The sequence below is a fragment of the Peribacillus asahii genome (genome assembly GCF_003570725.1).
Lineage (GTDB): Bacteria > Bacillota > Bacilli > Bacillales > DSM-1321 > Peribacillus > Peribacillus asahii.
Genome location: NZ_QWVS01000016.1, coordinates 1 through 23,816 on the forward strand (window position 1 = coordinate 1; position 23,816 = coordinate 23,816).

21 protein-coding genes and 1 tRNA gene are annotated in these 23,816 nt (G+C 37.4%); 14 read left to right on the plus strand and 8 right to left on the minus strand.

Annotation, left to right across the window (positions count from 1 at the left end):
• Window position 1 precedes the first annotated feature (1 nt).
• Window positions 2-75: transfer RNA gene (locus tag D1953_RS09630), tRNA-Gly, on the plus strand.
• A 146-nt stretch (window positions 76-221) separates the two neighbouring features.
• Here D1953_RS09630 and D1953_RS09635 read toward each other — a convergent pair.
• Window positions 222-890, minus strand: a complete 669-nt coding sequence (locus D1953_RS09635; RefSeq protein WP_245980011.1) for a B3/B4 domain-containing protein — start codon at window positions 888-890, stop codon at window positions 222-224.
• A gap of 92 nt (window positions 891-982) precedes the next feature.
• Here D1953_RS09635 and queG point away from each other — a divergent pair, with 92 nt between their 5' ends.
• The 8 genes from queG to cobT all read left to right on the plus strand — a co-directional run bounded on the left by queG (window position 983) and on the right by cobT (window position 10,223).
• The gene (gene queG / locus D1953_RS09640; protein WP_119116974.1) at window positions 983-2,116 is read left to right on the plus strand and encodes a tRNA epoxyqueuosine(34) reductase QueG; all 1,134 of its coding nucleotides are present in this window, start codon (window positions 983-985) and stop codon (window positions 2,114-2,116) included.
• Window positions 2,117-2,325: 209 nt separating this feature from the next.
• Window positions 2,326-3,192 carry an amidase domain-containing protein gene (locus tag D1953_RS09645; RefSeq protein WP_119116975.1) on the plus strand — a complete coding sequence of 289 codons (867 nt, stop codon included), beginning with the start codon at window positions 2,326-2,328 and terminating at the stop codon, window positions 3,190-3,192.
• 32 nt (window positions 3,193-3,224) lie between these two features.
• Window positions 3,225-3,749, plus strand: a complete 525-nt coding sequence (gene trmL, locus D1953_RS09650; protein WP_119116976.1) for a tRNA (uridine(34)/cytosine(34)/5-carboxymethylaminomethyluridine(34)-2'-O)-methyltransferase TrmL — start codon at window positions 3,225-3,227, stop codon at window positions 3,747-3,749.
• 285 nt (window positions 3,750-4,034) lie between these two features.
• Window positions 4,035-4,784: an oxygen-insensitive NADPH nitroreductase gene (nfsA, locus tag D1953_RS09655; protein WP_119116977.1), complete on the plus strand. Its 750-nt coding sequence runs from the start codon at window positions 4,035-4,037 to the stop codon at window positions 4,782-4,784.
• Between the two features lie 382 nt (window positions 4,785-5,166).
• A complete protein-coding gene (locus D1953_RS09660; protein ID WP_119116978.1) occupies window positions 5,167-7,062 on the plus strand; it encodes a PrkA family serine protein kinase in 1,896 nt (631 codons plus the stop codon).
• 133 nt (window positions 7,063-7,195) lie between these two features.
• On the plus strand, window positions 7,196-7,489 hold the full coding sequence (locus tag D1953_RS09665) for an SCP2 sterol-binding domain-containing protein (RefSeq protein WP_245980013.1): 294 nt from the start codon (window positions 7,196-7,198) through the stop codon (window positions 7,487-7,489).
• Between the two features lie 305 nt (window positions 7,490-7,794).
• Complete coding sequence (gene yhbH, locus D1953_RS09670; protein ID WP_119116979.1) at window positions 7,795-8,964, plus strand: sporulation protein YhbH; 1,170 nt, start codon at window positions 7,795-7,797, stop codon at window positions 8,962-8,964.
• A 224-nt stretch (window positions 8,965-9,188) separates the two neighbouring features.
• Window positions 9,189-10,223 (plus strand): nicotinate-nucleotide--dimethylbenzimidazole phosphoribosyltransferase, encoded by a 1,035-nt coding sequence (gene cobT, locus D1953_RS09675; RefSeq protein WP_119117174.1) that lies wholly within the window; start codon window positions 9,189-9,191, stop codon window positions 10,221-10,223.
• 96 nt (window positions 10,224-10,319) lie between these two features.
• Here cobT and D1953_RS09680 read toward each other — a convergent pair whose 3' ends face one another.
• Complete coding sequence (locus D1953_RS09680; RefSeq protein ID WP_119116980.1) at window positions 10,320-10,928, minus strand: DNA-3-methyladenine glycosylase; 609 nt, start codon at window positions 10,926-10,928, stop codon at window positions 10,320-10,322.
• Window positions 10,929-11,046: 118 nt separating this feature from the next.
• Between D1953_RS09680 and proC the strand changes: the two genes are divergently transcribed.
• On the plus strand, window positions 11,047-11,856 hold the full coding sequence (gene proC, locus D1953_RS09685) for a pyrroline-5-carboxylate reductase (RefSeq protein WP_119116981.1): 810 nt from the start codon (window positions 11,047-11,049) through the stop codon (window positions 11,854-11,856).
• Window positions 11,857-11,980: 124 nt separating this feature from the next.
• On the opposite strand, the gene ald is transcribed toward proC, so the two are convergent.
• The 4 genes from ald to D1953_RS09705 all read right to left on the minus strand — a co-directional run bounded on the left by ald (window position 11,981) and on the right by D1953_RS09705 (window position 16,225).
• A complete protein-coding gene (gene ald / locus D1953_RS09690; RefSeq protein WP_119116982.1) occupies window positions 11,981-13,114 on the minus strand; it encodes an alanine dehydrogenase in 1,134 nt (377 codons plus the stop codon).
• Window positions 13,115-13,230: 116 nt separating this feature from the next.
• A complete protein-coding gene (locus tag D1953_RS09695) occupies window positions 13,231-14,481 on the minus strand; it encodes a PucR family transcriptional regulator (RefSeq protein WP_119116983.1) in 1,251 nt (416 codons plus the stop codon).
• Window positions 14,482-14,589: 108 nt separating this feature from the next.
• Window positions 14,590-15,588 carry an inorganic phosphate transporter gene (locus D1953_RS09700; protein WP_119116984.1) on the minus strand — a complete coding sequence of 333 codons (999 nt, stop codon included), beginning with the start codon at window positions 15,586-15,588 and terminating at the stop codon, window positions 14,590-14,592.
• Between the two features lie 16 nt (window positions 15,589-15,604).
• The gene (locus tag D1953_RS09705; protein ID WP_119116985.1) at window positions 15,605-16,225 is read right to left on the minus strand and encodes a DUF47 domain-containing protein; all 621 of its coding nucleotides are present in this window, start codon (window positions 16,223-16,225) and stop codon (window positions 15,605-15,607) included.
• A 277-nt stretch (window positions 16,226-16,502) separates the two neighbouring features.
• On the opposite strand from D1953_RS09705, the gene D1953_RS09710 reads away from it, so the two are divergent.
• The gene (locus tag D1953_RS09710) at window positions 16,503-17,333 is read left to right on the plus strand and encodes an aldo/keto reductase (RefSeq protein WP_119116986.1); all 831 of its coding nucleotides are present in this window, start codon (window positions 16,503-16,505) and stop codon (window positions 17,331-17,333) included.
• Window positions 17,334-17,817: 484 nt separating this feature from the next.
• Window positions 17,818-19,284, plus strand: a complete 1,467-nt coding sequence (locus D1953_RS09715) for an alanine/glycine:cation symporter family protein (RefSeq protein ID WP_119116987.1) — start codon at window positions 17,818-17,820, stop codon at window positions 19,282-19,284.
• A gap of 47 nt (window positions 19,285-19,331) precedes the next feature.
• On the opposite strand, the gene D1953_RS09720 is transcribed toward D1953_RS09715, so the two are convergent.
• Window positions 19,332-20,237 carry an RluA family pseudouridine synthase gene (locus tag D1953_RS09720; RefSeq protein ID WP_425454267.1) on the minus strand — a complete coding sequence of 302 codons (906 nt, stop codon included), beginning with the start codon at window positions 20,235-20,237 and terminating at the stop codon, window positions 19,332-19,334.
• A gap of 230 nt (window positions 20,238-20,467) precedes the next feature.
• On the opposite strand from D1953_RS09720, the gene D1953_RS09725 reads away from it, so the two are divergent.
• The gene (locus tag D1953_RS09725; protein WP_119116989.1) at window positions 20,468-20,884 is read left to right on the plus strand and encodes a DUF5365 family protein; all 417 of its coding nucleotides are present in this window, start codon (window positions 20,468-20,470) and stop codon (window positions 20,882-20,884) included.
• 138 nt (window positions 20,885-21,022) lie between these two features.
• On the opposite strand, the gene D1953_RS09730 is transcribed toward D1953_RS09725, so the two are convergent.
• Window positions 21,023-21,490 (minus strand): thioredoxin family protein, encoded by a 468-nt coding sequence (locus D1953_RS09730; RefSeq protein WP_119116990.1) that lies wholly within the window; start codon window positions 21,488-21,490, stop codon window positions 21,023-21,025.
• A gap of 355 nt (window positions 21,491-21,845) precedes the next feature.
• On the opposite strand from D1953_RS09730, the gene D1953_RS09735 reads away from it, so the two are divergent.
• Window positions 21,846-23,576: a phospho-sugar mutase gene (locus tag D1953_RS09735; protein ID WP_119116991.1), complete on the plus strand. Its 1,731-nt coding sequence runs from the start codon at window positions 21,846-21,848 to the stop codon at window positions 23,574-23,576.
• The last annotated feature ends 240 nt before the right edge of the window (window positions 23,577-23,816 follow it).

Below are 23,816 nucleotides of genomic sequence, written 5' to 3' on the forward strand. Positions count from 1 at the left end.
TGCGGGTGTAGTTTAGTGGTAAAACCTCAGCCTTCCAAGCTGATGATGAGGGTTCGATTCCCTTCACCCGCTCCATTACATACGTTGATAACGCAGAGTTTCGTTACACAGAGAGAACGAAGCTTTGCGTTTTTTAAATTTTATAGATGTAAAAAACTGCTATATTTATAGTGGGGAAAGCGTATCGCCTTATCATTGATTTGGGAGATACGCTTTTTTATTTAATTAGTTGAAATCGAGTAATGCCCTTTTCCTCCATGAATTTGCAGAAACATATCTAGTAAAGATTTTGTTTGCTTATCGGTTTCTTCTATTGAAGTAGAAGGAGTGAAATAAATAATTTGTAAGGCTTGTTTTGTTTCTTCCGTTACTTTTGTACGCTCAGAATCTACAAATGGACTGCCGAAAGGCCCTTCTTGATCAACGGATGTAATCATATGTTCCATAGAGTTCATTCGACCGTTAAGCCCCATATATGTATCGCCATGTTCACCAATTTTAATCGTTATATCTCCTTTAAGCTTGGCACGGTCATAGATGCCAATAGGTACTTCGAATAAAAGGGAGAAGAAGTTATTTAAATCGATGGCTGAATGCACAGGTGATAAATAATTTTGTTTTTGGATGCGGCGGTACAGTGCTTCTGCAGATGGGCGATATCTTGACGGGTTTGTTCCTGTTAATTTAAATACATTTCTCCATTCCTGAATTTTGTTGAAATCCGTCCATTCTTTTTCTTGAAGATCAAAGTATAAAGATTCTTGAAATAGTTGTAATCTTCCTTTTAACATTTGAGGGGATGGTCCGACTTCGATATCGTTGTATGTAATGATTCCGACTTTAAAGTGTGGAATTCTTTCTTTAAGATTGTCAGCAATGGTTGTTTCCAAGTGTTTCACCTCCAAAAATGATTGAAAATAGTTTAACATAGATGGAAATGGTTGAACATAATACAGACTTTTACGTACGAAGGTGAATAGAGATGTATATGAAAGAATTGAAGAAAGAGTTAATTGCTTATAGTCAAGAAATTGGTATCGATAAAATCGGTTTTACGACGGCTTCGACGTTTGATTCGTTAAGGAATCGTTTATTAGAGCAGCAAACACTAGATTATCAGTCTGGATTTGAGGAGCCAAATATTGAAAAGCGAGTAAGGCCAGAGTTAATTATAGAACATCCGCAATCGATTATTTCCATTGCGTTAGCCTATCCTTCTAAAATGAAGGACGCTCCATTAAGTACAAAAGGAGAACGACGTGGTATTTTTTGTCGCGCTTCTTGGGGGACGGATTACCATGTTGTGTTGAGAGAGAAGTTACAATTACTTGAATCGTTTATTAAAGAGAAAGTACCGAATGCATTGACGAAAACAATGGTTGATACAGGGGAATTGTCCGATCGAGCAGTAGCTGAGCGTGCTGGCATTGGATGGAGTGGGAAAAATACGATGATCATTACTCCAGAGTTTGGATCGTATGTATATTTAGGTGATTTGATTACGAATGTACCGTTTGAACCCGATCAACCGATGGAAGATCAATGTGGGACGTGTAATAAATGTGTAGATGTTTGTCCAACGGGAGCACTTGTACAAGGCGGCCAGTTAAATGCAAAGCGTTGTATCGCTTTTTTAACTCAAACAAAAGGCTTCTTGCCAGACGAATTTCGTTCTAAAATTGGGAATCGTTTGTATGGATGTGATACATGTCAGACCGTTTGTCCAAAAAATAAAGGCATTGATTTTCATATTCATGCAGAAATGGAGCCGGACCCAGACATTGCAAAACCGTTGTTAAAGCCTTTATTGACGATTTCGAATAAGGAATTTAAAGAGAAGTACGGTCATGTATCTGGATCATGGCGTGGAAAAAAGCCGATTCAACGAAATGTAATTTTGGCGTTGGCACATTTTAAAGATGAAACGGCTTTGCCTGAATTAATTCAGGTAATGGAAGAAGATCCTCGCCCTGTCATTCGCGGTACAGCTGCTTGGGCAATCGGAAAGATTGGTGGAGGAGAAGCAGAAGGCATTTTACAACGTGCATTAGATAAAGAGAAAGATGAAGACGTGTTAGCGGAAATAAAGAAGGGATTAATGCTAGCGGCATATTGATAAAGTGAAATTTCGATTAGTGGGAGCTTACTGTTCGTTAAGCGTTGGATTAAGTAGAGGAAATCACTCGTATTATTCAGAGTGATTTTTTTTATACAATTAGATTGTAGACACCGTTAGTAAATCAGAAACCTTGATGTAGTTTTTGTATTTTTAATCAAGCCCTCTTTCATACATATTGAGTAGGAGTGATAAAGGAGGGCTTAAGCTTGAGGGAACAATTAAAGGAATTATTACAGACACGCATCGAACAGTATATATCGAGTGATGAGAGACGGGCGGAACAAATGGATGAGAAGCCGTTACGAAAGAATCAATTGTTAGAAAAGCGAGAGGCCGATATTGTTCGAGTTCATGCAGCAGGTAAAGTCCATTCTTTGTTTTATGACCGAAAAGATACAGTACTGGCCTATCAAGTTCATTTGCAATGTTTAATTAAACAAGGAGATACTTTTTTTATTGAAGAAGAGATAGAAGAACGTGAGGCGAGGTTTCAAAATGGTCTCATTGTGAATGATTATGAGGTAGAGCTACTTTCAGAAGATACTTTTTTGCCTGAACAAAGAGTAGAGGATACGCAAAGAATTACGTATACGTACGATCGAAGAAAAGCGGTTCAATATGCAGAGAGATGGTGGAATGAGTTTAATCCCGCTTATAATAAATTTGCGGATAATTGTACAAATTATATATCACAATGCTTACATGCGGGAAATATTCCAATGTGGGGAAGTCCAAACCGAAATAAAGGTTGGTGGATGAGCGGAAAAAGCTGGAGTTATAGTTGGACGACTGCGCATGGTTTCTATATGCTTTTGGCAAGCGGTAGAGGTATTCGAACGCAAGCAGTGACGTATGCACAAGAGTTAAATCTTGGGGACATTATATGCATTGACTTTGAAGGAGATGGCCGTTTTGATCACTCGCTCATTGTAACAGCAAAAGATATATACGGTATGCCGCTTGTGAATGCTCATACGGTAAACAGCCGCAGGCGTTATTGGACGTATGAGGATTCTACTCGTTATACTCCCAATATTGTATATAAGTTTTTTAGAATTTTAGATGGAAGGTGAAACGTTTTTTCGTCGGTTTGATTAATGTTATAATGAAGGGAGACATTCATACTAGAGGTGAACATGAATTGGCCATACATGTAGTTTTATATCAACCTGAAATCCCGGCGAATACAGGAAACATTGCAAGAAGCTGTGCGGCAACAAATACAACGTTACATTTAATTCGTCCACTTGGATTTTCAACAGATGACAAATCTTTAAAGCGTGCGGGTCTTGATTATTGGGAGCATGTAAAGATTCATTATTATGATTCTATGGATGAATTCTTTGAGAAAAATGCTGGTGGGGATTTTTACTATTTATCTAAATTTGGTGAAAAGCCTCATACGACATTTGATTATAGTGATCAAGATAAAGAAATCTTCTTTATTTTCGGTAGAGAAACAACGGGGCTTCCGAAAGATTTAATTCAGGAGAATATGGATCGTTGTTTACGCGTTCCGATGACGGATAAGGTGCGTTCGTTAAATTTATCAAATACGGCAGCTATTTTAATATATGAAGCATTAAGACAGCAAAATTATCGTGATTTAGATATTATAAGAGAAGGCTGACATCATTCATTTTTCGCTCGTAGGTGTGAAATCGGGGTTCACACACGTTTTAACTATGTTGACGGCGGGCGCTTTCTCTATAAATATTTAGAGAAAGCGCTAAGATGAGAGCTAGAAGTCAATAGCGTCAAGCGCTTTTGATATGTGTTTAGATAGCTCTAGGATGTCAGTGGTTCGCTAAGTATTTCTAAAGGAAGAAAGCGCCTTCAGAAGTACCCGCTTTATGTTTGTCGCCAATTATGGCGTCTTACAGTTTTTTATACATAATGTACAGGGGGATTAAAGATGAATCAGATTATCGAAAAAATACTAGATCACCGTTCTATTCGTTCATTTGAGGACAAGCCGGTAACAGAGGAACAAATTCGTACAATCGTAGAGTGTGCTCAAGCAGCATCCACTTCAAGCTATATTCAAGCATATTCTATTATTGGGGTATCGAATCCGGAGAAGAAAGCACAGCTGGCTGAACTTGCTGGGCCGCAAACCTATGTAGAGAAAAGTGCGCACGTGTTTGTTTTTTGTGTTGATTTACACCGTCATGATATTGTTGCCGAGATGGAAGGACGAGATTTATCCGAGTCGATTGAAAGTACAGAGCAGTTTATGGTCGGTTGCATAGATGCTGCTCTTGCTGCACAAAATGCTGCAATCGCTGCGGAATCGATGGATCTTGGTATATGTTATATTGGTGGTATTCGTAATAATTTACATGCAGTTAGTGAAATTTTAAATATTCCACATCGTGTGCTTCCGTTATTTGCGCTTATTATCGGTCATCCGAAAAATCGCTCTGAGAAGAAGCCGCGTTTACCGCTTGCTAACGTGTATCATGAAAATGGCTACCAAGCGGACCAACAAGTATTCATTGAACAGTTACAAGCATATAATGAAACAATCTCCAGTTATTATGATAGAAGAACAAAAGGAAAGCGTAAAGATACATGGACAGAGCAAATGGCTAATACGTTAGGGAAGAAAAGCCGTATGTATATGAAAGAGTACGTGGAAGGAAAAGGATTGAAAAAGCGTTAAAGAAAGTAAAAAAAGCTGAGTTGCTAAAGATAAGCAACTCAGCTTTTTTTATTAAACACTCGGTTTGTCGTTATAACCTGCAGTAAAGATAGCGGATAAAAATGTCACAATTACAGCAAGAATGATAATTGTACCTGCGCCCATTATCGCAGTCCTCCTTTAAACTGAATTGTCCAAATTTATACATGTAGTATACCTCAGTTACCAAAAAATGTGAATTATTTATTGCCATTGCTTGTATAATTTGTTAGAGAATATTTACTGATTTTATCGTAATTCAATCGTAGTTTAAACAACCTCTTTTGAAACTATGCACATGTTTGTCAAAGTTGGCGCATAGATTTAAGTATTCTCTATAAAGGGATAGGGGGAGGCTCCAGTAATGGACATTTTAAGAAAAATTGAAAAGTTTAGAGAAGATGAACAGAAGCTGAAGTGGGAAGGGACTTTTGCAGAATACTTAGAGATCCTTAAAGAAAAGCCTTGGGTTGCACAGTCTGCACATTCGCGTGTATATAACATGATTAAAGATGCTGGGATAGAAGAAGTCAATGGTGTGAAACGATATAACTTCTTTAGTGGTCAATTATTTGGTTTAGAAGATTCATTGGAGCGCTTGATTGAAGAATATTTTCATCCAGCGGCAAAGCGACTAGATGTTCGTAAGCGGATTTTGTTGTTGATGGGTCCTGTTTCAGGTGGGAAATCGACGCTTGTTTCTTTATTAAAGAGAGGGCTGGAGTCATATTCCTTAAAGGAGCAAGGTGCTATTTATGCGATTAAAGGCTGCCCAATGCATGAGGATCCTCTACATTTGATTCCACAATACTTACGTGATGATTTCTATGAAGAGTATGGTATTCGAATTGAAGGAAACTTATCTCCATTGAACTTAATGAGGCTGGAGAAAGAGTATGGAAATCGTATTGAAGATGTTATGGTTGAACGAATTTTTCTTTCGGAAGACCGTCGAGTAGGGATTGGTACATTTAGTCCGTCTGATCCTAAATCACAAGACATTGCTGATTTAACAGGAAGTATTGACTTTTCCACAATTGCAGAGTTTGGTTCAGAATCTGACCCGCGCGCCTATCGTTTTGACGGGGAGTTAAATAAAGCAAATCGTGGAATGATGGAGTTCCAGGAAATGTTGAAATGTGATGAGAAATTCCTATGGCACCTATTGTCTCTTACACAGGAAGGAAATTTTAAAGCAGGCCGCTTTGCGTTAATTTCAGCGGATGAATTAATTGTTGCCCATACGAATGAAACAGAGTATAAGTCATTTATTTCTAATAAGAAAAACGAGGCCCTTCATTCACGGATTATTGTGATGCCGATTCCGTATAACTTAAAAGTGTCGGAAGAAGAAAAAATTTATGAAAAAATGATTCGTGAGAGCGATGTTGCCAATGTTCATATTGCACCGCATACGTTAAAGATTGCAGCGATGTTTAGTATTTTAACACGTCTGAAGGATCCTAAAAAAGGCGATATTGATTTAGTGAAGAAAATGCGTCTATATGATGGGGAAAATGTAGAAGGGTTTAATTCAGCGGATATTCGTGAATTGAAAAAAGAACATCAAGATGAGGGAATGAGCGGAATCGATCCGCGTTATGTTATTAACCGCATTTCTTCGACGATTATAAGAAAGGAAAATCCATCGATTAATGCACTGGATGTATTGATGTCCTTAAAAGATGGACTTGATCAGCATCCTTCGATTACGAACGAGCTTAGGGAGCGTTATTTAAACTTTATTTCACTTGCGCGTAAGGAATATGATGCAATTGCCAAAAATGAAGTTCAAAAGGCTTTTGTTTATTCATATGAAGAGTCTGCCAAAATTCTTATGGATAATTATCTCGACAATGTTGAGGCCTACTGCAATAAAACAAGATTGCGCGATCCATTAACAGGAGAAGAGATTAATCCAGATGAAAAGCTGATGCGTTCTATTGAAGAACAAATTGGCATTTCAGAAAATGCGAAAAAAGCGTTCCGGGAAGAAATTTTAATTCGTATTTCGGCTTATGCTCGTAAAGGAAAACGATTTGATTATAGCTCGCATGACCGTCTTCGTGAAGCGATTCAGAAAAAGTTGTTCGCTGACTTAAAAGATGTTGTGAAGATTACAACGTCAACAAAAACACCGGATGAACGCCAATTGAAGAAAGTAAATGAAGTGATTGCTAGATTAATTGAAGAGCATGGCTATAACTCAACTTCTGCTAATGAGTTATTGAGATATGTAGGCAGCTTGTTAAATCGCTAACAGAAGATGTTCCCCTGCCGAATTGAGGTGGGGGACTATTTCTTATTTAAACGTATGTTAAATAAGCGTGCCTGCTTAGGAGTAAAACAGTTTCCTTACCTATGGAGTTGGAATCCAATAAGGGAGGGCCGGCATGAGTATACTAGATGAGTTAAACAAATTAGCGGAGAAACTAAATAATAGTGGAGAGCGCACTTTTGGCAATCGTGCACGTGTGTATCAGTTTGATTTAGAAGAAAGTGGTTCATTTCAATTGTTGATTAAAGACGGTAAAGTGAAAGTGCTAGAGGGGACGCCTTATCATCCTGAAATAACTCTACAACTATCAGATGAGAATCTATTCAAATTGCTAAACGACGATTCAAGTACCACAGAAGCCCTTAAGGCTGGCCGTTTAAAAGTAGATGGTAAGGTGGACTTCACCTAAAGTTGCAAAATATTAATAAACTAAACGTCACTCGGCTGTAGGGTCGAGTGATTTCTTGCTTAAAGGGCTTATATGTTTATTCATTCACGTTTAGTTAATATTTGAGCATAGGCAATCGTCTAATATTGAAAAATAGTGTAAATTTATTGATTTTATTGCATAGGATAGAGTAATACTTTTCTTTTATTACGGTGAAAGAGCAAGAGAAATCATGGGCAAAAATGAAAGATTGTATTCATATCACACTAACCTATCTTATGAGGGAATGCAAAAAAAGGTGCATAATGTTTTTGAGGGGGAAGAAGATGAAGGAAGAAAATAACCATCAATTTGCAATTTCTAAGGAAGATTGGTCCCTCCATCGAAAAGGCTATGATGATCAGCAGCGTCATCAAGAAAAGGTGCAGGAGGCAATCAAGAACAATTTACCGGATTTAATTTCTGAAGAAAGCATTATTATGTCTAATGGTCGCGATGTTGTAAAGATTCCAATCCGTTCTCTCGATGAATATAAGATCCGCTATAATTATGATAAAAATAAGCATGTAGGTCAAGGTGGCGGGGACAGCAAAGTAGGGGATGTCGTTGCACGTGATGGCTCTCCATCTGAAAGCGGCCCCGGAAAAGGAAAAGGAGCAGGAGATCAAGCCGGTGAAGATTATTACGAAGCTGAAGTATCTATGATGGAATTAGAAGAGGCTTTATTTAAACAACTAGAGCTGCCAAACCTTCAGAAAAAAGAACAGGCAGAACATACATTGGAGCATATTGAATTTAATGATATTCGTAAAACAGGCTTAATGGGGAACATTGATAAGAAGAAAACGATGATTTCTGCTTTTAAACGCAATGCGTTAAGCGGTAAACCAGGTTTTCATCCGATTTATAAAGAAGATTTTAAATTTAAAACGTGGAATGAGATTCAAAAACCAGACTCTAAAGCTGTTGTGTTAGCGATGATGGATACGTCAGGCTCCATGGGACTTTGGGAGAAGTATATGGCACGTAGTTTCTTCTTTTGGATGACCCGTTTCTTGCGGACAAAGTATGAAACAGTGGAAATTGAATTTATTGCGCATCATACGGAAGCGAAAGTAGTATCACAAGATGATTTCTTTACAAAAGGTGAAAGTGGAGGAACCATTTGCTCCTCGGTTTATCGTAAAGCTTTGGAACTCATAGAAGATAAGTATGACCCAGCTAAATATAATATTTATCCGTTTCATTTTTCCGATGGAGATAATTTGACTTCAGATAATGTTCGTTGCGTGAAGCTTGTTGAAGAGTTAATGAAGGTTTCGAATATGTTCGGATACGGGGAAGTAAATCAGTATAATCGCCATTCTACCTTAATGACTGCCTATAAAAATATTAATAATGAGAAGTTTTACTATTATATTTTAAAGCAAAAATCGGATGTTTTTCATGCAATGAAGAACTTTTTTAAGAAACAGGACAATAAAGAATATGTGTAAATGAGCATGTACACAAGTATGGATAGAAAAAAGGTCCGAATTTCTCCGGATCTTTTTTTGTTTATTCCACAATTAACGGGCAGCGAGATGCACAATATGTATATAGTAAAAGATATTTATCGTTATGGACGAGTCATGATAAAATAAAGTGTGATTGTACATAAAAATGTTTTGAAGGTATTTGGAATTTGGCATAGGGGGATATAAAATTGACGGAAGAATTTGTGTCAGAGATTAAGGTTCCACCGCTTGATGAAGCAATGGGGGAACAGGTAACGAAATATTTAGATACTTTAACAAAACCGCCGGGAAGTTTAGGAAGGTTAGAAGAATTAGTGATTGAGCTTGGAAAAATGACAGGGGAAGCTTTTCCACAAGTAACAAAACCGGGTGTGATTGTATTTGCCGCAGATCACGGGATTACTGCAGAAGGTGTGTCGGCATTTCCAAAAGAAGTAACCGAGCAAATGGTGCGAAATTTTCTAAATGGCGGAGCGGCGATTAATGTATTTAGCCGAGCGATTGGTGCTGAGTTTGCGATTGTGGATATCGGGATTGACTCAGATATAGAAGCAGAAGGCTTAACATCAAAAAAAGTACGCCGTGGTACAGGCAACTTTTATAGAGAAGAAGCGATGACGCGTGAAGAAGCAGTTCAAGCTCTGAAAGTTGGTTATGAAGAAGGCGAAAAAATGCTGGCCAAAGGAGTGAAGTGCTTCATTCTTGGTGAGATGGGAATCGGTAATACAACGCCAAGCAGTGCGATTACAGCTGTTTTAAGCGGACAAGATATGGAGAAGCTTGTTGGCTTTGGGACAGGGCTTGTAAGTGAGAGTGTTTTACATAAGCAAAAAGTCATTACAGAAGCGATTCATAATAGACAACCGAATGCAGAAGATCCAATTGATCTTTTATCAAAAATTGGCGGTTTAGAAATTGCAGGAATGGCTGGAGCGATGCTTGCGGCAGCTAGTCATCGTGTACCAATTCTTGTTGATGGATTTATTGCTACTGTTTCTGCTTTAATAGCTAATATGATTGCAGAAGGTGCTTCTAATTATATGTTTGTTGGTCATCAATCAGTTGAGCCAGGGCACAAAGCGGCAGCTGAATTGCTAGGCAAGAAACCGCTTGTAGATTTAGGTATGCGATTAGGTGAAGGAACAGGAGCCGCTGTTGCTTTTCCGATTTTGCAAGCAGCGACGCTTGCCCTTAAAGAAATGGCAACTTTTGCAGATGCAGGCGTGTCTTCAAATTAATGATAAAAACGTATCTGAATGGTTACAATCAGTAACTAGTTCAGGTACGTTTTTTATTTTAGCTAGATTAGATAGGTAAGAAAAAATGAAAAAAATCTATTTAGAGGTGCCTTTTCGATGACGTGATACAAAGGGGTTATTAGTAACCCAAAAACGCCAAGGATATTCCTTCGCTTCCCCTGTATTGTCAATTCCGATACGGGCTCCAGAAGAAACCTCATCTGGAATTTTCCCTTGGACAATAACTAGGGGAGGGGCTGAAAAAGAATGTCCGTAATCTTCCATCGTGATGCCTAATGCTTTCGTTAGTTTGCCCGGTCCACTCGTTAAGTTTTTTAGATTGTCTGTACCACGTCTTTTTTGCATTAAGTCAATTCCCATATAAGGTTCGACGGCTCGAATTAAGATTGCTTCTGGTTTTTCAAGTGGGCCGCTGACAACATTCACCAATGTATGGGTATGCATCTTGTATGTATAAATCAATCCTGCTTCTCCAAACATCACCTCTGTTCGTTTTGTCCGTCGATTGTTATAGCTATGTGCGGCACGGTCTTCTGGTCCCATATAGGCTTCTGTTTCAACGATAAAGCCGGAAGCTGTTCCTTCTGCTGTTTCTTTCACGAGAAGACAGCCAAGTAATGATTGAGCAAGCTGTAGGGTTGGTTGTTGAAAAAAGTCAGCAGGTAGACCTTGAGTATAATTCATAGTATCCTCCTATTTGGATGTCTCAACTGTATTTTAACAAAAAGGGAATCAGTTCTAAAATTCAGCTTTGTTTGGATATAATGAAGGTTGAGATAAGGAAAGAATGGACGTGAATATAATGGACAAGAAGATTGGGTTTATTGGCTGTGGAAAAATGGGAAGTGCCATGCTAGAAGGGATGTTAAAAGCAGAGGTTATACAGCTGGCTGATATAAAAGTAAGTGCCTCAACAGCTTCTACTCTTAAAAAAGTTGAACAAAGATATAGGATAAAAGGAAGTTTGAATAATCAAGAGGTGGCCGGGTTCGCTGATTACCTTTTTTTAGCGATTCAACCGGCTCTTCATCAGGAAATATTGAAGGAAATAAAGCCTGTTCTAAAAGAAGACGTTGTCATAATTACAATGGCAGCTGGGGTAACTATTGAACAAATTGAAAAAGAGATAGGCAGGAAAGTGAAAGTTGTTCGGACAATGCCGAATACACCTTCGTTAGTTGGAGAAGGGATGACGGCAATGAGTGTAAATGAGGAAATGACGAAAAAAGAATTAGTAGAAGTAGAACGCTTATTTAATAGTTTTGGTAAAACAGAGTTAATTCAAGAATCATTAATGGATGCTGTACCTGCAATTAGCGGTTCTTCGCCAGCCTATGTCTATATGTTTATTGAAGCGTTAGCGGACGGGGGAGTTCGTGATGGGATTCCACGACAACAAGCGTATCGCATGGCAGCACAAGCAGTACTAGGCGCGGCTAAAATGGTATTAGAAACGGAGAAACATCCTGGTATGTTAAAGGATGATGTATGCACGCCAGGCGGCTCAACTATTCAAGCGGTCGCTTCGTTAGAAGGCAATCGATTTAGAGCTTCAGTTTTAGAAGCGATGAAGGTATGCACAAGCAAGACAAAAGGTTTAAAGGATCGTTGATTTTTCCTGTTTAACGGCTTCTTACTGATACACAATGTATGTTGAAGATAATTAATCAAATAAAACAACAGAAACCCCCACTGAGATAGATTGCAGTGGGGATTCCTTGCTTATTAAGCACTTATTAAGCACTAATATTTTTCGGGTTTAATGCATCTTGAACAGGGATATACGTATAACCGAGATCATGTGCGACGGCAGCAAAGGTGATTTCGCCATTCGCTACGTTTACTCCTTGTGCAAGTGCGTCATTTTCAAGAATGGCCTTTATGACACCTTTATTAGCAATTTGCAGGGCGTAAGGGATTGTGACATTCGCTAATGCAGTTGTGGAAGTTTGCGGAACTGCACCAGGCATATTCGCCACTGCATAATGGACAACACCATGTTTGACATACGTTGGATAATCATGTGTTGTAACATGGTCAACCGTTTCAAAAATGCCTCCTTGGTCAACCGCTACATCGATAATGACAGAACCTGGTGACATTGATTGAACCATCTCTTCTGTGACAAGCTTTGGTGCTTTTGCTCCTGGAATTAACACGGCGCCAATAACTAAGTCAGCTTCTTTTACCGCTTCGCTAATATTATAAGGATTAGAGATTAAAGTAGTCAGTTGGTTTCCGAATATATCATCCAGTTGGCGAAGACGCTCTGGGCTTAAATCAAGAATCGTGACGTCAGCTCCTAAGCCGATAGCGATTTTCGCTGCATTTGTTCCAACGACCCCCCCGCCGATAATCGTGACTTTTCCACGTTTGACACCGGGCACTCCTCCGAGAAGAATTCCTTTTCCGCCTTTTGGCTTTTCCAGGAATTGAGCACCGATTTGTGCAGCCATTCGTCCTGCTACTTCACTCATTGGCGTTAATAGAGGAAGGGTACGATTAACAGATACTGTTTCATAGGCAATGGCAATGACGCCGCTGTTCTTTAATGCTTGCGTTAACGCTGGATCAGCCGCTAGATGCAGGTACGTAAATAGAATTAAATCTTTGCGGAAATATTTATATTCTTCTGCAATTGGTTCTTTTACCTTTAAAACCATATCGGAGCTTGCCCAAACACTAGACGCATCGTCAACAAGTACAGCTCCTGCTTGTTGGTAAGCTTCATTTGTAAAACTACTACTTAGTCCAGCATTTTGTTCAATGAATACTTCATGACCGGCACTGACTAATGCGATGACACCGGCTGGAGTGATAGCTACACGATTTTCATTATTTTTGATTTCTTTTGGAATACCTATACGCATATTTTTCAGTCCCCCCCTATTGTTCTGAATATTCTTAATATATATAGTATAATCTGGAAATGGGGAGAAGTTGTTTGTGGAAAAAAGAGAATAGAAGAAAGAGCATTTGTGGAATTTCACAAATGCTCTTTCTTCATGGTTTGGCGATACTGGATAAGCTTTAGGTCTAAAAAAATCGACATCTTTTGGAGAGGATCTTTTAATCTTACATTCCCAATTTCAGTTATGCGTTTTAAACGATAAGTAAGGGTATTGACATGTATATGAAGCTGTTTGGCTGCCTCATTAGGATTTCCATCTGTTTCTAAATAGACGGTGAGAGTATGTAATAAGGATGTTTGATTTTTTTGATCATATTCCTGTAATTTGCGAATAGATGGGTGAGGGAGATGCTTATGATCACTGCTTAGTTTTTCGAGTAATTGAAAAATTCCTAAGTCTTCGTAATGAAGAACCGAAGCTAATTCTAGGGGGAAAATACGTTTTAATTGTAACGTATACAGCGCATCCTTATAACTGAGCATAACGTTTTCCATCTGTTGATAGCAACGACCCGATGCACCGAGAATATGTTCTACACCGAAGCGTTTTTTCATTTCTAAAATGAAAAATGGGATAAACTCATAAATAGATGAAAAAAGCGAAGAGTCATTAACTCGCTCTGTGCCTGTTAAAATAATAAGTTTGTTTTGATCTACCGTAAATAGAAATGTTTTTATTGTTTGAGAAGTTGTTAGCATATAGGAAATGTAGCGTTCTCCTTCTCTTGTAATATCCTGTGGGAACTCAAAGACGATAATAGCGAACTCTAATGGAGTAGGAAGCGAAAGTTTCTTGAAGTTAGCGGTAATTTCTGCTTCATCTTGGTAATGTCCAGTGATTAAACGCCATAAAAATTCTTGTTGACTAGCTTCAGTTCTTCTTTTCTTTAATTGTAGTTGCTGAAGCTGGTTTTTCGCTTCTTTTGCAGCAAATTGCAGGAAATTCAAATCCTCTTCACTGAATGGTTTCTTAACCTCTAATGCCCAGATAAATCCCAGGATATCGTTATTTTTTCGAATAGAGACGGCTGCACGATTGCCAAGTCCGACCTCGTGAATTGCTGCGATTTTTATTGGTGTATCGTTCTTTAAAAGGGCGGGAATAATGCCATCCTTCCATAAGTTATTAATGACCTTTTCAGGGACGCGTCGACCGATAATGGTAGAAATTCGTGCTTGGTCAGTTGTGTCTTCGTGAGTACTGTAGGCAAGTAAACGATGATTGTTATCTTCTATTGTAATAGGGCAGCCTAAAACGGAACTAATTCGGTCAGCAAATTCCATTAAATCTCCATATAAATCTTTAAAAATATGTCTATTATCCATACGTTTTTGCCCCTCGCGTTCTAGAATATGAAGTTAAATTTAGTCGATTTTACCATATTTATGCCTATAAAAAAATCCTTTCTAAAAAGACTTAGAAAGGATTTTTACTTAAAATAAGAAATTAATGATGAGATATATCAGTCCTGATATAGTAGCGGAAATTGGTAATGTAATAAACCATGTGATAATCATTCTTTGTGCAGTGCCCCATTTAACCCCTTTTACACGGTGAGCGGAACCTACCCCAAGAATAGAAGATGAAATAACATGGGTTGTACTTACTGGTACTCCCATAGCTGTTGCTCCGAAAATAACACTTGCTCCAGTTAAATCAGCAGCAACTCCGTTAACAGGACGGAGTTTCATAATTTTACCGCCAACCGTTTTAATGATTTTCCAACCACCAACAGATGTACCAAGCCCCATAGCTAGCGCACAGGACACTTGAACCCAAAGTTGAATATCTGTTGTTGTAGTGTATCCATTAGTAATAAGGGCCATTGTAATAATCCCCATCGCTTTTTGAGCATCATTCGTACCATGTGTATACGATTGTAAAGCGGCTGTTGCGATTTGCAGAATACGGAAATTTTTATTCGTTTTTGCTAAATTGTTGTTTTTAAAGACCACTTTAAAAATGCTATATATAATAAAACCGACAGCGAAAGCAAGTAATGGTGAAAGAATTAAGGCTTGAACAATTTTGAGAAATCCTTCCCATTTAATTGAACCGAAGCCCGCTGCTGCGATAGCTGCACCTGCAATAGAACCGATTAAGGCATGTGAAGAACTACTTGGAATGCCGTAATACCAAGTAATTAAATTCCAGGCAATTGCCGCAATTAGGGCGGCGAGAATAACATATGAACCATTAGGTAGAGTAAATGGATCCACAATATCCTTCGTAATCGTTTTTGCTACACCAGTGAATGTCATTGCACCGACAAAGTTCATTCCAGCTGCTAAAATAATTGCATGACGCGGTTTTAACGCTTTTGTTGAAACGGCAGTAGCAATTGAGTTTGCTGTATCGTGAAATCCATTAATAAAGTCAAATGCCAAAGCAAAGAAGACAATAAGTATAGTTAAAATTAATAAAGTATCCATGTTTTAGGAAGACCCCTTACGCATTTTTCATGATGATTGTTTCTAATGTGTTGGCAACGGCTTGGCAATCATCCGCGATGTCTTCAAGACTTTCATAAATTTCTTTATATTGAATAATGCGAATCGGATCTTTTTCATTTGTAAATAAACTTTTAATCGATTGACGTTGAACACCGTCACAAACTGATTCCAAATCTTTAATTTTGATCGCATTTTCACGAATCGCTGCTAGCTTTTTCGTTGAAAGCTTATCGACAGCTACTTCAATTTCAGCACCACATTGTTTAATTGCATCAACAAACTTTATCATGTATTCGTCTGCATTTATAATCGAGTACATTTCGAATAGCGCAGCACAATGTTCAAGACCATCTAATACATCGTCCATTCTCATTGTTAATTCAAGAATATCTTCTCGTTCAATTGGTGTAATAAAGGCGTTATTTAACTCTTTAATAACAGTGTGAACCATAGAGTCCCCTTTATGTTCATACTCTTTCATTTTTTCTGAGAATACCTTTAAATCACTAATTTTCGTTAGTTTATAATCTGCGAAATAGTCTGCTCCTTCTTTAATATTCTGTGCAATATCTAGCAGCATTACCGCAAACTTATCTTTTTTCGATTTAAAAGCCATGTTTAAAAGCCCCCTAAAATTAGTCAAACATACAGGCAAGATGCTATGTATAAATAGTATTTGCTAAATCATTGTAGCGAATACATCATCTAATATGAAGAGATTTTTAAAAACCTTTACAAAATCTTAATAAAACTTTACAAAAAATAAAAAGTGAATAAATATTATTTGTAAAAAACAACAAAAATGGAGATAAGTCATTAATACCAAGTTAGATAGTTGGGATATAAAGGACCTTTTATGATATACTTGGAAAATAAAAGGAGGAGGTATTCGAATGATTTCTAATATAAAAGAAACAATCACCTTACATAATGGAGTAAAAATTCCGCAGCTCGGTTTTGGAGTATTTAAAGTAGAGAATGGAAGTCAGACGGTACAATCTGTGAAAAAAGCTTTAGAGGTAGGATATCGTTCTATTGATACAGCTGCGATTTATCAAAATGAAGAAGGAGTAGGACAAGCGATTCGGGAGAGCGGCATTCCACGTGAAGACATTTTTGTAACGTCTAAAGTATGGAATACCGATCAAGGATATGAATCGACATTAGCCGCTTTTGACGCTAGTCTAAAACGATTAGGGCTAGACTACTTAGATTTATACTTAATTCATTGGCCGGGTAAAGATAAATATGTAGACACATGGAGAGCGTTAGAGACGCTATATAAAGAGGGAAAAGTAAGAGCGATTGGTGTGAGTAATTTTCATATTCATCATTTAGAGAACTTGTTGAAGTCTAGTGAAGTGAAACCGGTTATTAATCAAATTGAGCTTCATCCACGTTTAACTCAAGTGGAAATTCGTGAGTTTTGCCAAAAGCATGATATTCAAGTAGAAGCTTGGTCTCCTTTAGGACGCGGAGTTTTATTAGATAATCCAACGATTGGTGGGATTGCAAAGAAACATGGCAAAACTTCAGCTCAAGTTATTATTAGATGGCATCTTCAGCATGGAATTGTCGTGATTCCAAAATCTGTAACACTTGCAAGAATCGAAGAAAATGCTCAAGTATTTGATTTTGAGTTAAGTGTTGAAGAGATGAAGGAAATCGATGGATTACATGCGAATGAACGGGTTGGAAGCAATCCGGATGAACTGCTTTTTTAACGGATGATATGAGTGAACATTTTGGCTCCCTTCAGCATTATTGAAGGGAGCCGAATGTGTTTATAATCGCCTTCTTTAAAAGAGGTTTTTTAGCTGAAAAACTATTTTTAAAATAATAATCTCATAAATAGATTGATTATATATTAATTTATCTGCTTTTTTAGTATTTAAGTAAAAAAATTAGTTGTTTTTGATTAAACAAGGATCACGGAAAGCGTTAATGATATGATATAAGAATTATTTATCCATATTTAACAAAGTTCACTTACTTTATATTGAATGGCATCTAAATTTTAGCGAATATTCACCTTTTATTAATTAAGAATGTTCGTTTATACAGGGGGGGGAGGTAGATTTTAGGAGATTAAATTTCAGAAAATTTGTTAAATTTAGAAAAAATATATTGAATCAATATAATAATATACTTTATACTTGGTTTTATAAATAAAAAATAAAAAATGAATAGGCTAAGGGAGGGATTTCTTTGGAAGAATTAGTAACGAAAATTAGTGAGGTTTTATGGAGCCCGCCACTCATTATCTTCTGTGTGTTAGTGGGATTGTATTTTAGTGTACGTTCTGGTTTTCTACAAATTCGCCATGTAAAAGATATGGTACCGTTATTAGTTGTAGGGAAAAGTTCTGATGCCGGTGTTTCATCTTTCCAAGCATTGGCGCTAGCACTATCTGGCCGTATTGGGGTAGGGAATATCTCAGGTACAGCAACAGCGATTGCGTTCGGTGGACCGGGGGCTGTGTTTTGGATGTGGCTGATTACATTCTTAGGTGCAGCGACAGCGTTTGTTGAGTCGACTCTAGCTCAAATCTATAAAGAGAAGCAAGATGGAGAGTATCGTGGTGGCCCTGCGTATTATATTGAAAAAGGATTAGGTTTGAAATGGTTTGCTATAATTATGGCAATTGCGATTACAATTGCGATGGCGGTTTTAATGCCTGGGGTGCAATCTAATTCGATTGCTGTAGCTATTGACAATGCCTTTCATATCAATAAACTTTGGGTAGGTATTGTCATTATTGTTATATTAGCTCTTATTATTTTTGGTGGAGTAAAAAGGATTGTTAATGTTGCACAATATGTTGTTCCGTTTATGGCTGGTGCTTACGTTCTTGTAGCCATTATTGTTGTTATTATGAATTTCTCTCAAATTCCAGCTGTTTTTGGTCTTATTTTTAGCAGTGCCTTTGGAGCAGATTCGTTGTTTGGTGGTATTATTGGTTCTGCCATTGCTTGGGGAGTAAAACGCGGTATTTATGCTAATGAAGCTGGGCAAGGTACAGGTGCTCACCCAGCGGCGGCAGCTGAAGTATCTCATCCGGCTAAACAAGGTTTAGTACAAGCTTTCTCAATTTATCTAGATGTATTCTTAATCTGTACAGCAACTGCCTTTATGATTTTATTTACAGGCATGTACAATACGATTGATGAAAAATCTGGAGAATATATTGTTCAGAATATTGAAGGTGTAGAAGAAGGACCTGGTTATACACAAGCAGCTATTGAAACAATTATGCCAGGCTTTGGATCTGGGTTTGTAGCCGTCGCTTTACTATTCTTTGCTTTTACAACAATTATGGCTTATTACTATATTGCGGAAACCAATGTAGCTTATTTATTAAAAGGAAAAAGTAGCAAGATAGCTTCAGTAGTATTAAAAATTGTTTTCTTAGCAGCTGTTTTCTATGGAACTGTAAAAGAAGCTGCCCTAGCATGGACATTAGGGGATATTGGACTTGGAATTATGGTATGGTTGAACTTAATTGCCTGTGTTCTATTGGCTAAACCGGCGTTTATTGCATTAAGAGACTATGAGAAACAGAAGAAGCAAGGATTGGATCCTACTTTTAACTCGACGGAACTTGGTATTAAGAACGCTGATTTCTGGGCGGATGGTTATAAACATCCAGAAAAGAAAAAGGATCACGTATCATAATGGAAGAAGAGCATCCGCTTCATTGGCGGATGCTCTTCCTTTTATCTTTATATATGTGGAAAAATAGCTGGTTTGTCTAAAAAAGGAGCTATGCATACGATTTTTTCTTCTGTAATAGGGTGGATCAATTCAATTTTTCTTGCATGTAAAGCTTGGCGGGGGAATGTTCGTTTTCCGCCGTATAATGTATCACCTGCTAAAGGGTGATGAATATGACTGAAATGGACGCGAATTTGATGTGTTCTTCCGCTTTCTAATGTACAGCTAACGAGTGTTCTATTTTGATCTGGGTAACGCTGTAACACTTGATAGTTTGTTCGGGCAGTTTGACCTGTAGGTGAAACTCTGCGTCTTGTAGCGTGATGGCGATCACGGCCGATTTTCTCCTGAATGGTTCCTTGGTTTAACTTCATAATTCCTTCTACTAAAGCATAATACGTTCGTTTGATTTTCCGTTCCTCCAGCATTTTATCCAACATGGATCCGGAGAGACGATTTTTGGCAAAAAGAACTGCTCCTGTTGTGTCTTTATCTAGACGATGGATATGCTTGATCATACAGTTTTGGCCTGTTTGTTGCAGATAATAAGCAACACCGTTAATCAATGTTTTATGATCATGTTCTTGAGAAGGATGAGTATCCATTTGCGCGGGTTTATTAGCAATTAAAATATGATCATCTTCATATAAAATAGAGATATGTAAATTTGTAGGGGGAACCTTTTCTGTTGCATTATCTGTAAAAAGAGGGATGCTCAATTCGTCTCCTTTTACAAGCTTCGTTGACCAAGGCATTTGTTCATTGTTTATCGTTACTTCTTTACTCATTCTCCACTCATGTATAAGTTTTTTGGGGGCTTGCCAGTATTGTTTAAAGAGATCTTCGATTGTAAGTTTACTCCATTTTTCCGGGACCTCTATAAGTAAGTGGTTGGCTTTTTTACTAGTATGAATCAATTTTCTTCCTACTTTCAAAATATAATATGGATAGCTTGGTGAATGCAGGTACAACGATAACAATATAAGGATTTTTGTTCTATCGTTAGACCTATTGTTCTTTTAATTGTGGGGATAATTCCCACAGTTTTTTTACAGTTATTATGTTATTCTAGAGAAAGCATTGTTACACAGATTATCTATACATATGGCTATAGGTCTAATGTGTTAAAGAAGGTGGTGTTTTTATGAAGATTGTACTTTCTTCAACGGTAGAACAGGAACAAGAAATTGCTAACCTTGTCTCGTATTTCTATAATTCTGTGTTTCCTAAATTTTTTACAGAAGAAGAGATTCGACACTTTCAAGAGATTGGTGTACTACAAGTGAATAAGAGTGATTTTCCGTATAGCGGTACGCTAAGAGCTGCTTTTCAAGTTATCACATGTTTGCAAGTAATGATTGTTATTCTTGAGAAAAAAGAACAGGATGCTTCTTCGGTTAATTCTGAGTTAGTTAAACAATTTGAGCAAAATATTACACTTTTGAATGAATACGGGATTTTCTTTCCTTTTTATTATAAACATTTTAATCGTATTCAAAAGGAAAGTTCTGAAAATACAAATATGATGTACACTCAGCCAGATAACGAATTTTTAATTTAAATGTTAAAGAAAGAGCTAGTTTATATGAATGGGCAAGGTTTGTCCTTCTTTCATATAAGCTGGCTCTTTCTGTATTAGATTAGGGCTCATTTGTGTGAAAACGTGTTATTAACTATAATCGTTAACAAACCCTGGATTTTAATTGACTTCATTTTTTTCAAACCACTTTCGAAAGGTGGCTTCCTCGTTAGAGCCTACTATACGTTCCACTTCAACTCCGTTTTTAAAATACACGATTGTTGGCAGTATATCTATATGATAGTCGTCTTGACTTTCTTTAAATTCTAATAGATTAAATTGAACTAAATCAATTCCCATTTTCTCGGCTAGTGGAGCGACAATCGGTGTTGTGTGTTGAGACCGAGAATCTTTAGGGCTATAGAAATAGACGGTCTTGTTTTTTTTGTTGCGAAGATCTGCTGCTAATTCATCTGGTAAAATTAAATTTTGATAATTAGGATCTGTTAATTGCTTAATAGTCGCAGGATGAAGTTCTTTTTTACCATACGGATTGCCATTGAATTGTTCTTCTTGTTTTGTATTTGTAATTAAGATAACGGCGGTAAAGGCAAACAGAGCCGTTGAAAGAATCAGCATTTTTTTCATGAAGCTTTGGCCTCCTTAGATTTGTTCCAAATGATATAAAGATAGAGGATGAAAAATGCCGTTAGAACTAGAAATGGAAGTTACTATATAGCTCAGTATAAAAGACCCTCTTTTATGTTTTTGTTTTATTCTTTTCTGTTGAAATTATAGTATGTTTAAAGTGCTTGTGTAAAATATATGTACTTTTATGAACTAAGATTTGTCTCTATAATGAAAGTGAAATCAAAAAACGAAAAAATTATAATAATATAATAAAGCCTTTAAAGGGTATTCACTTCATTTACTGGAAATATTATGATAATTTTAGGTGTAAGAGAATTAATACTAAAGGCATAAGAGAGGGGCTTGTTGGTAGATGACATGGAAATCAACATTTGAAAAGTGGGTAAGTGCTTCAAATCTGGATAAGGAATTACGAAATGCATTAGAAGCAATCAAACACGATGAAGCAAAATTAGAGGAAGCTTTTTATAAAAACTTAGAGTTTGGTACAGGCGGTATGCGAGGAGAAATTGGTGTTGGAACAAATCGAATGAATGTGTATACCGTCCGCAAAGCAACAAAAGGTTTAGCTGACTATATTCAATCGTTTGGAGAGGAGGCAAAGAAGCGCGGTGTTGTGATTGCATATGATTCACGTCATAAATCGCCGGAGTTTGCGTTTGAAGCAGCTAAAACGTTAGCAACAGAAGGGATTAAAGCGTATGTATTCGATGAATTGCGCCCAACGCCGCAACTTTCATTTGCTGTTCGTGAGCTGAAGGCTTTTGCGGGTATTGTTATTACTGCAAGTCATAATCCTCCTGAATATAATGGATATAAAGTGTATGGACCAGACGGGGCGCAGCTGCCGCCAACGGCTGCTGATCGAGTTATTCACTATGTAGATGCGATTGCAAATGAGCTTGCTATTGAAGTGAAAGAAGTTGAAGAACTTAAACAGCAAGGGCTTATTGAAACCATTGGAGAAGAGCTTGACCGAGCGTACAATCAGCAGCTATTAACAGTGCCAGAAAATCCGCAGCTTGCCCAGGAAGTAGATGTGAAGCTTGTATTCACTCCGCTTCACGGTACAGCCAATAAATCGGTTCGTCGTGCATTACATGATTTAGGCTATCAAAATGTTCATATTGTTAAAGAACAAGAGCTGCCTGATGCGAATTTCTCAACGGTGAAATCTCCGAACCCTGAAGAACATGCAGCGTTTGAAAAAGCAATTGAAGTAGGGAATGAAGTGGATGCGGACTTATTAATTGCAACGGACCCGGATGCTGACCGTCTTGGAATTGCAGTGAAAAATGAAAACGGGGAATATGTAGTTTTAACGGGGAACCAAACAGGAGCGTTATTTTTGGATTACTTACTCACACAAAAGCAAGCAAAAGAGGCAATTCCTAAAAATGGAGTTGTATTGAAAACAATTGTTACATCAGAAATTGGTCGAGCAATTGCGGCTACATACGGTTTGAATACGGTTGACGTGTTAACAGGGTTTAAATTTATTGCTGAGAAGATTCATGAATATGAGGAAAATGGTTCTAATACTTTCTTATTTGGATATGAAGAAAGTTATGGCTATTTAATTAAAGATTTTGCGCGTGATAAAGATGCCATTCAAGCGGCTGTATTGGCTGTTGAAGTGTGTGCTTATTACAAAAAGCAAGGAATGACACTTTATGAAGGGTTAATACATATTTTTAAGAAATATGGATTTTATTTAGAAGGATTGCGCTCGCTTACGTTGAAAGGCATTGAAGGAGGAAGGAAAATCCAGGGGATTCTCGAACATTTCCGTAAAAATCCTCCGACTGAGATTGCTGGACAAAAGGTGTCTATTCAAGAGGATTATAAGAGTGGAAAAAGAGTATCAATGGAAACAAAAACGGAAGAAACGATTGAACTTCCGAATTCCAATGTACTAAAGTATATTTTGGAAGACGGTACATGGGTTTGTCTGCGCCCATCCGGCACGGAACCGAAAATTAAATTTTACTTCGGCATTCAAGGAAAGTCGATGGAAGAAGTTAAAGAAAAGCTTTCGAAGGTTACCACTATTTTCATGAAAAATATTGAAGAACTTATTTAAATAGCAGGCTTTGTTAATAGAGCCTATTGTTCAAGAAAAGACGAAGGGTGATACATTCTTCGTCTTTTTTCTATTATCTGAATATTTTTACTTATTTTTAGTAAGCATATTATTTTGAGATATAAACTTGTTTGTTTATACTTTATGAAGTAAGAGAATTGTAATGGGTGAGGAAATATGATTCTTCATCTCAGTAAAATTTATATGAATGGTTGCATAAAATTTGTTCATGCAATGGCT

Excerpts from the sequence above, each read along its gene's own strand:
- queG (WP_119116974.1), top strand. The coding sequence starts at position 983 with ATGTATATGAAAGAATTGAAGAAAGAGTTAATTGCTTATAGTCAAGAA.
- trmL (WP_119116976.1), top strand. The coding sequence starts at position 3,225 with ATGAAGGGAGACATTCATACTAGAGGTGAACATGAATTGGCCATACAT.
- nfsA (WP_119116977.1), top strand. The coding sequence starts at position 4,035 with ATGAATCAGATTATCGAAAAAATACTAGATCACCGTTCTATTCGTTCA.
- D1953_RS09660 (WP_119116978.1), top strand. The coding sequence starts at position 5,167 with ATGGACATTTTAAGAAAAATTGAAAAGTTTAGAGAAGATGAACAGAAG.
- D1953_RS09665 (WP_245980013.1), top strand. The coding sequence starts at position 7,196 with ATGAGTATACTAGATGAGTTAAACAAATTAGCGGAGAAACTAAATAAT.
- yhbH (WP_119116979.1), top strand. The coding sequence starts at position 7,795 with ATGAAGGAAGAAAATAACCATCAATTTGCAATTTCTAAGGAAGATTGG.
- D1953_RS09680 (WP_119116980.1), bottom strand. The coding sequence starts at position 10,928 with ATGAATTATACTCAAGGTCTACCTGCTGACTTTTTTCAACAACCAACC.
- proC (WP_119116981.1), top strand. The coding sequence starts at position 11,047 with ATGGACAAGAAGATTGGGTTTATTGGCTGTGGAAAAATGGGAAGTGCC.
- ald (WP_119116982.1), bottom strand. The coding sequence starts at position 13,114 with ATGCGTATAGGTATTCCAAAAGAAATCAAAAATAATGAAAATCGTGTA.
- D1953_RS09695 (WP_119116983.1), bottom strand. The coding sequence starts at position 14,481 with ATGGATAATAGACATATTTTTAAAGATTTATATGGAGATTTAATGGAA.
- D1953_RS09700 (WP_119116984.1), bottom strand. The coding sequence starts at position 15,588 with ATGGATACTTTATTAATTTTAACTATACTTATTGTCTTCTTTGCTTTG.
- D1953_RS09705 (WP_119116985.1), bottom strand. The coding sequence starts at position 16,225 with ATGGCTTTTAAATCGAAAAAAGATAAGTTTGCGGTAATGCTGCTAGAT.
- D1953_RS09710 (WP_119116986.1), top strand. The coding sequence starts at position 16,503 with ATGATTTCTAATATAAAAGAAACAATCACCTTACATAATGGAGTAAAA.
- D1953_RS09725 (WP_119116989.1), top strand. The coding sequence starts at position 20,468 with ATGAAGATTGTACTTTCTTCAACGGTAGAACAGGAACAAGAAATTGCT.
- D1953_RS09730 (WP_119116990.1), bottom strand. The coding sequence starts at position 21,490 with ATGAAAAAAATGCTGATTCTTTCAACGGCTCTGTTTGCCTTTACCGCC.
- D1953_RS09735 (WP_119116991.1), top strand. The coding sequence starts at position 21,846 with ATGACATGGAAATCAACATTTGAAAAGTGGGTAAGTGCTTCAAATCTG.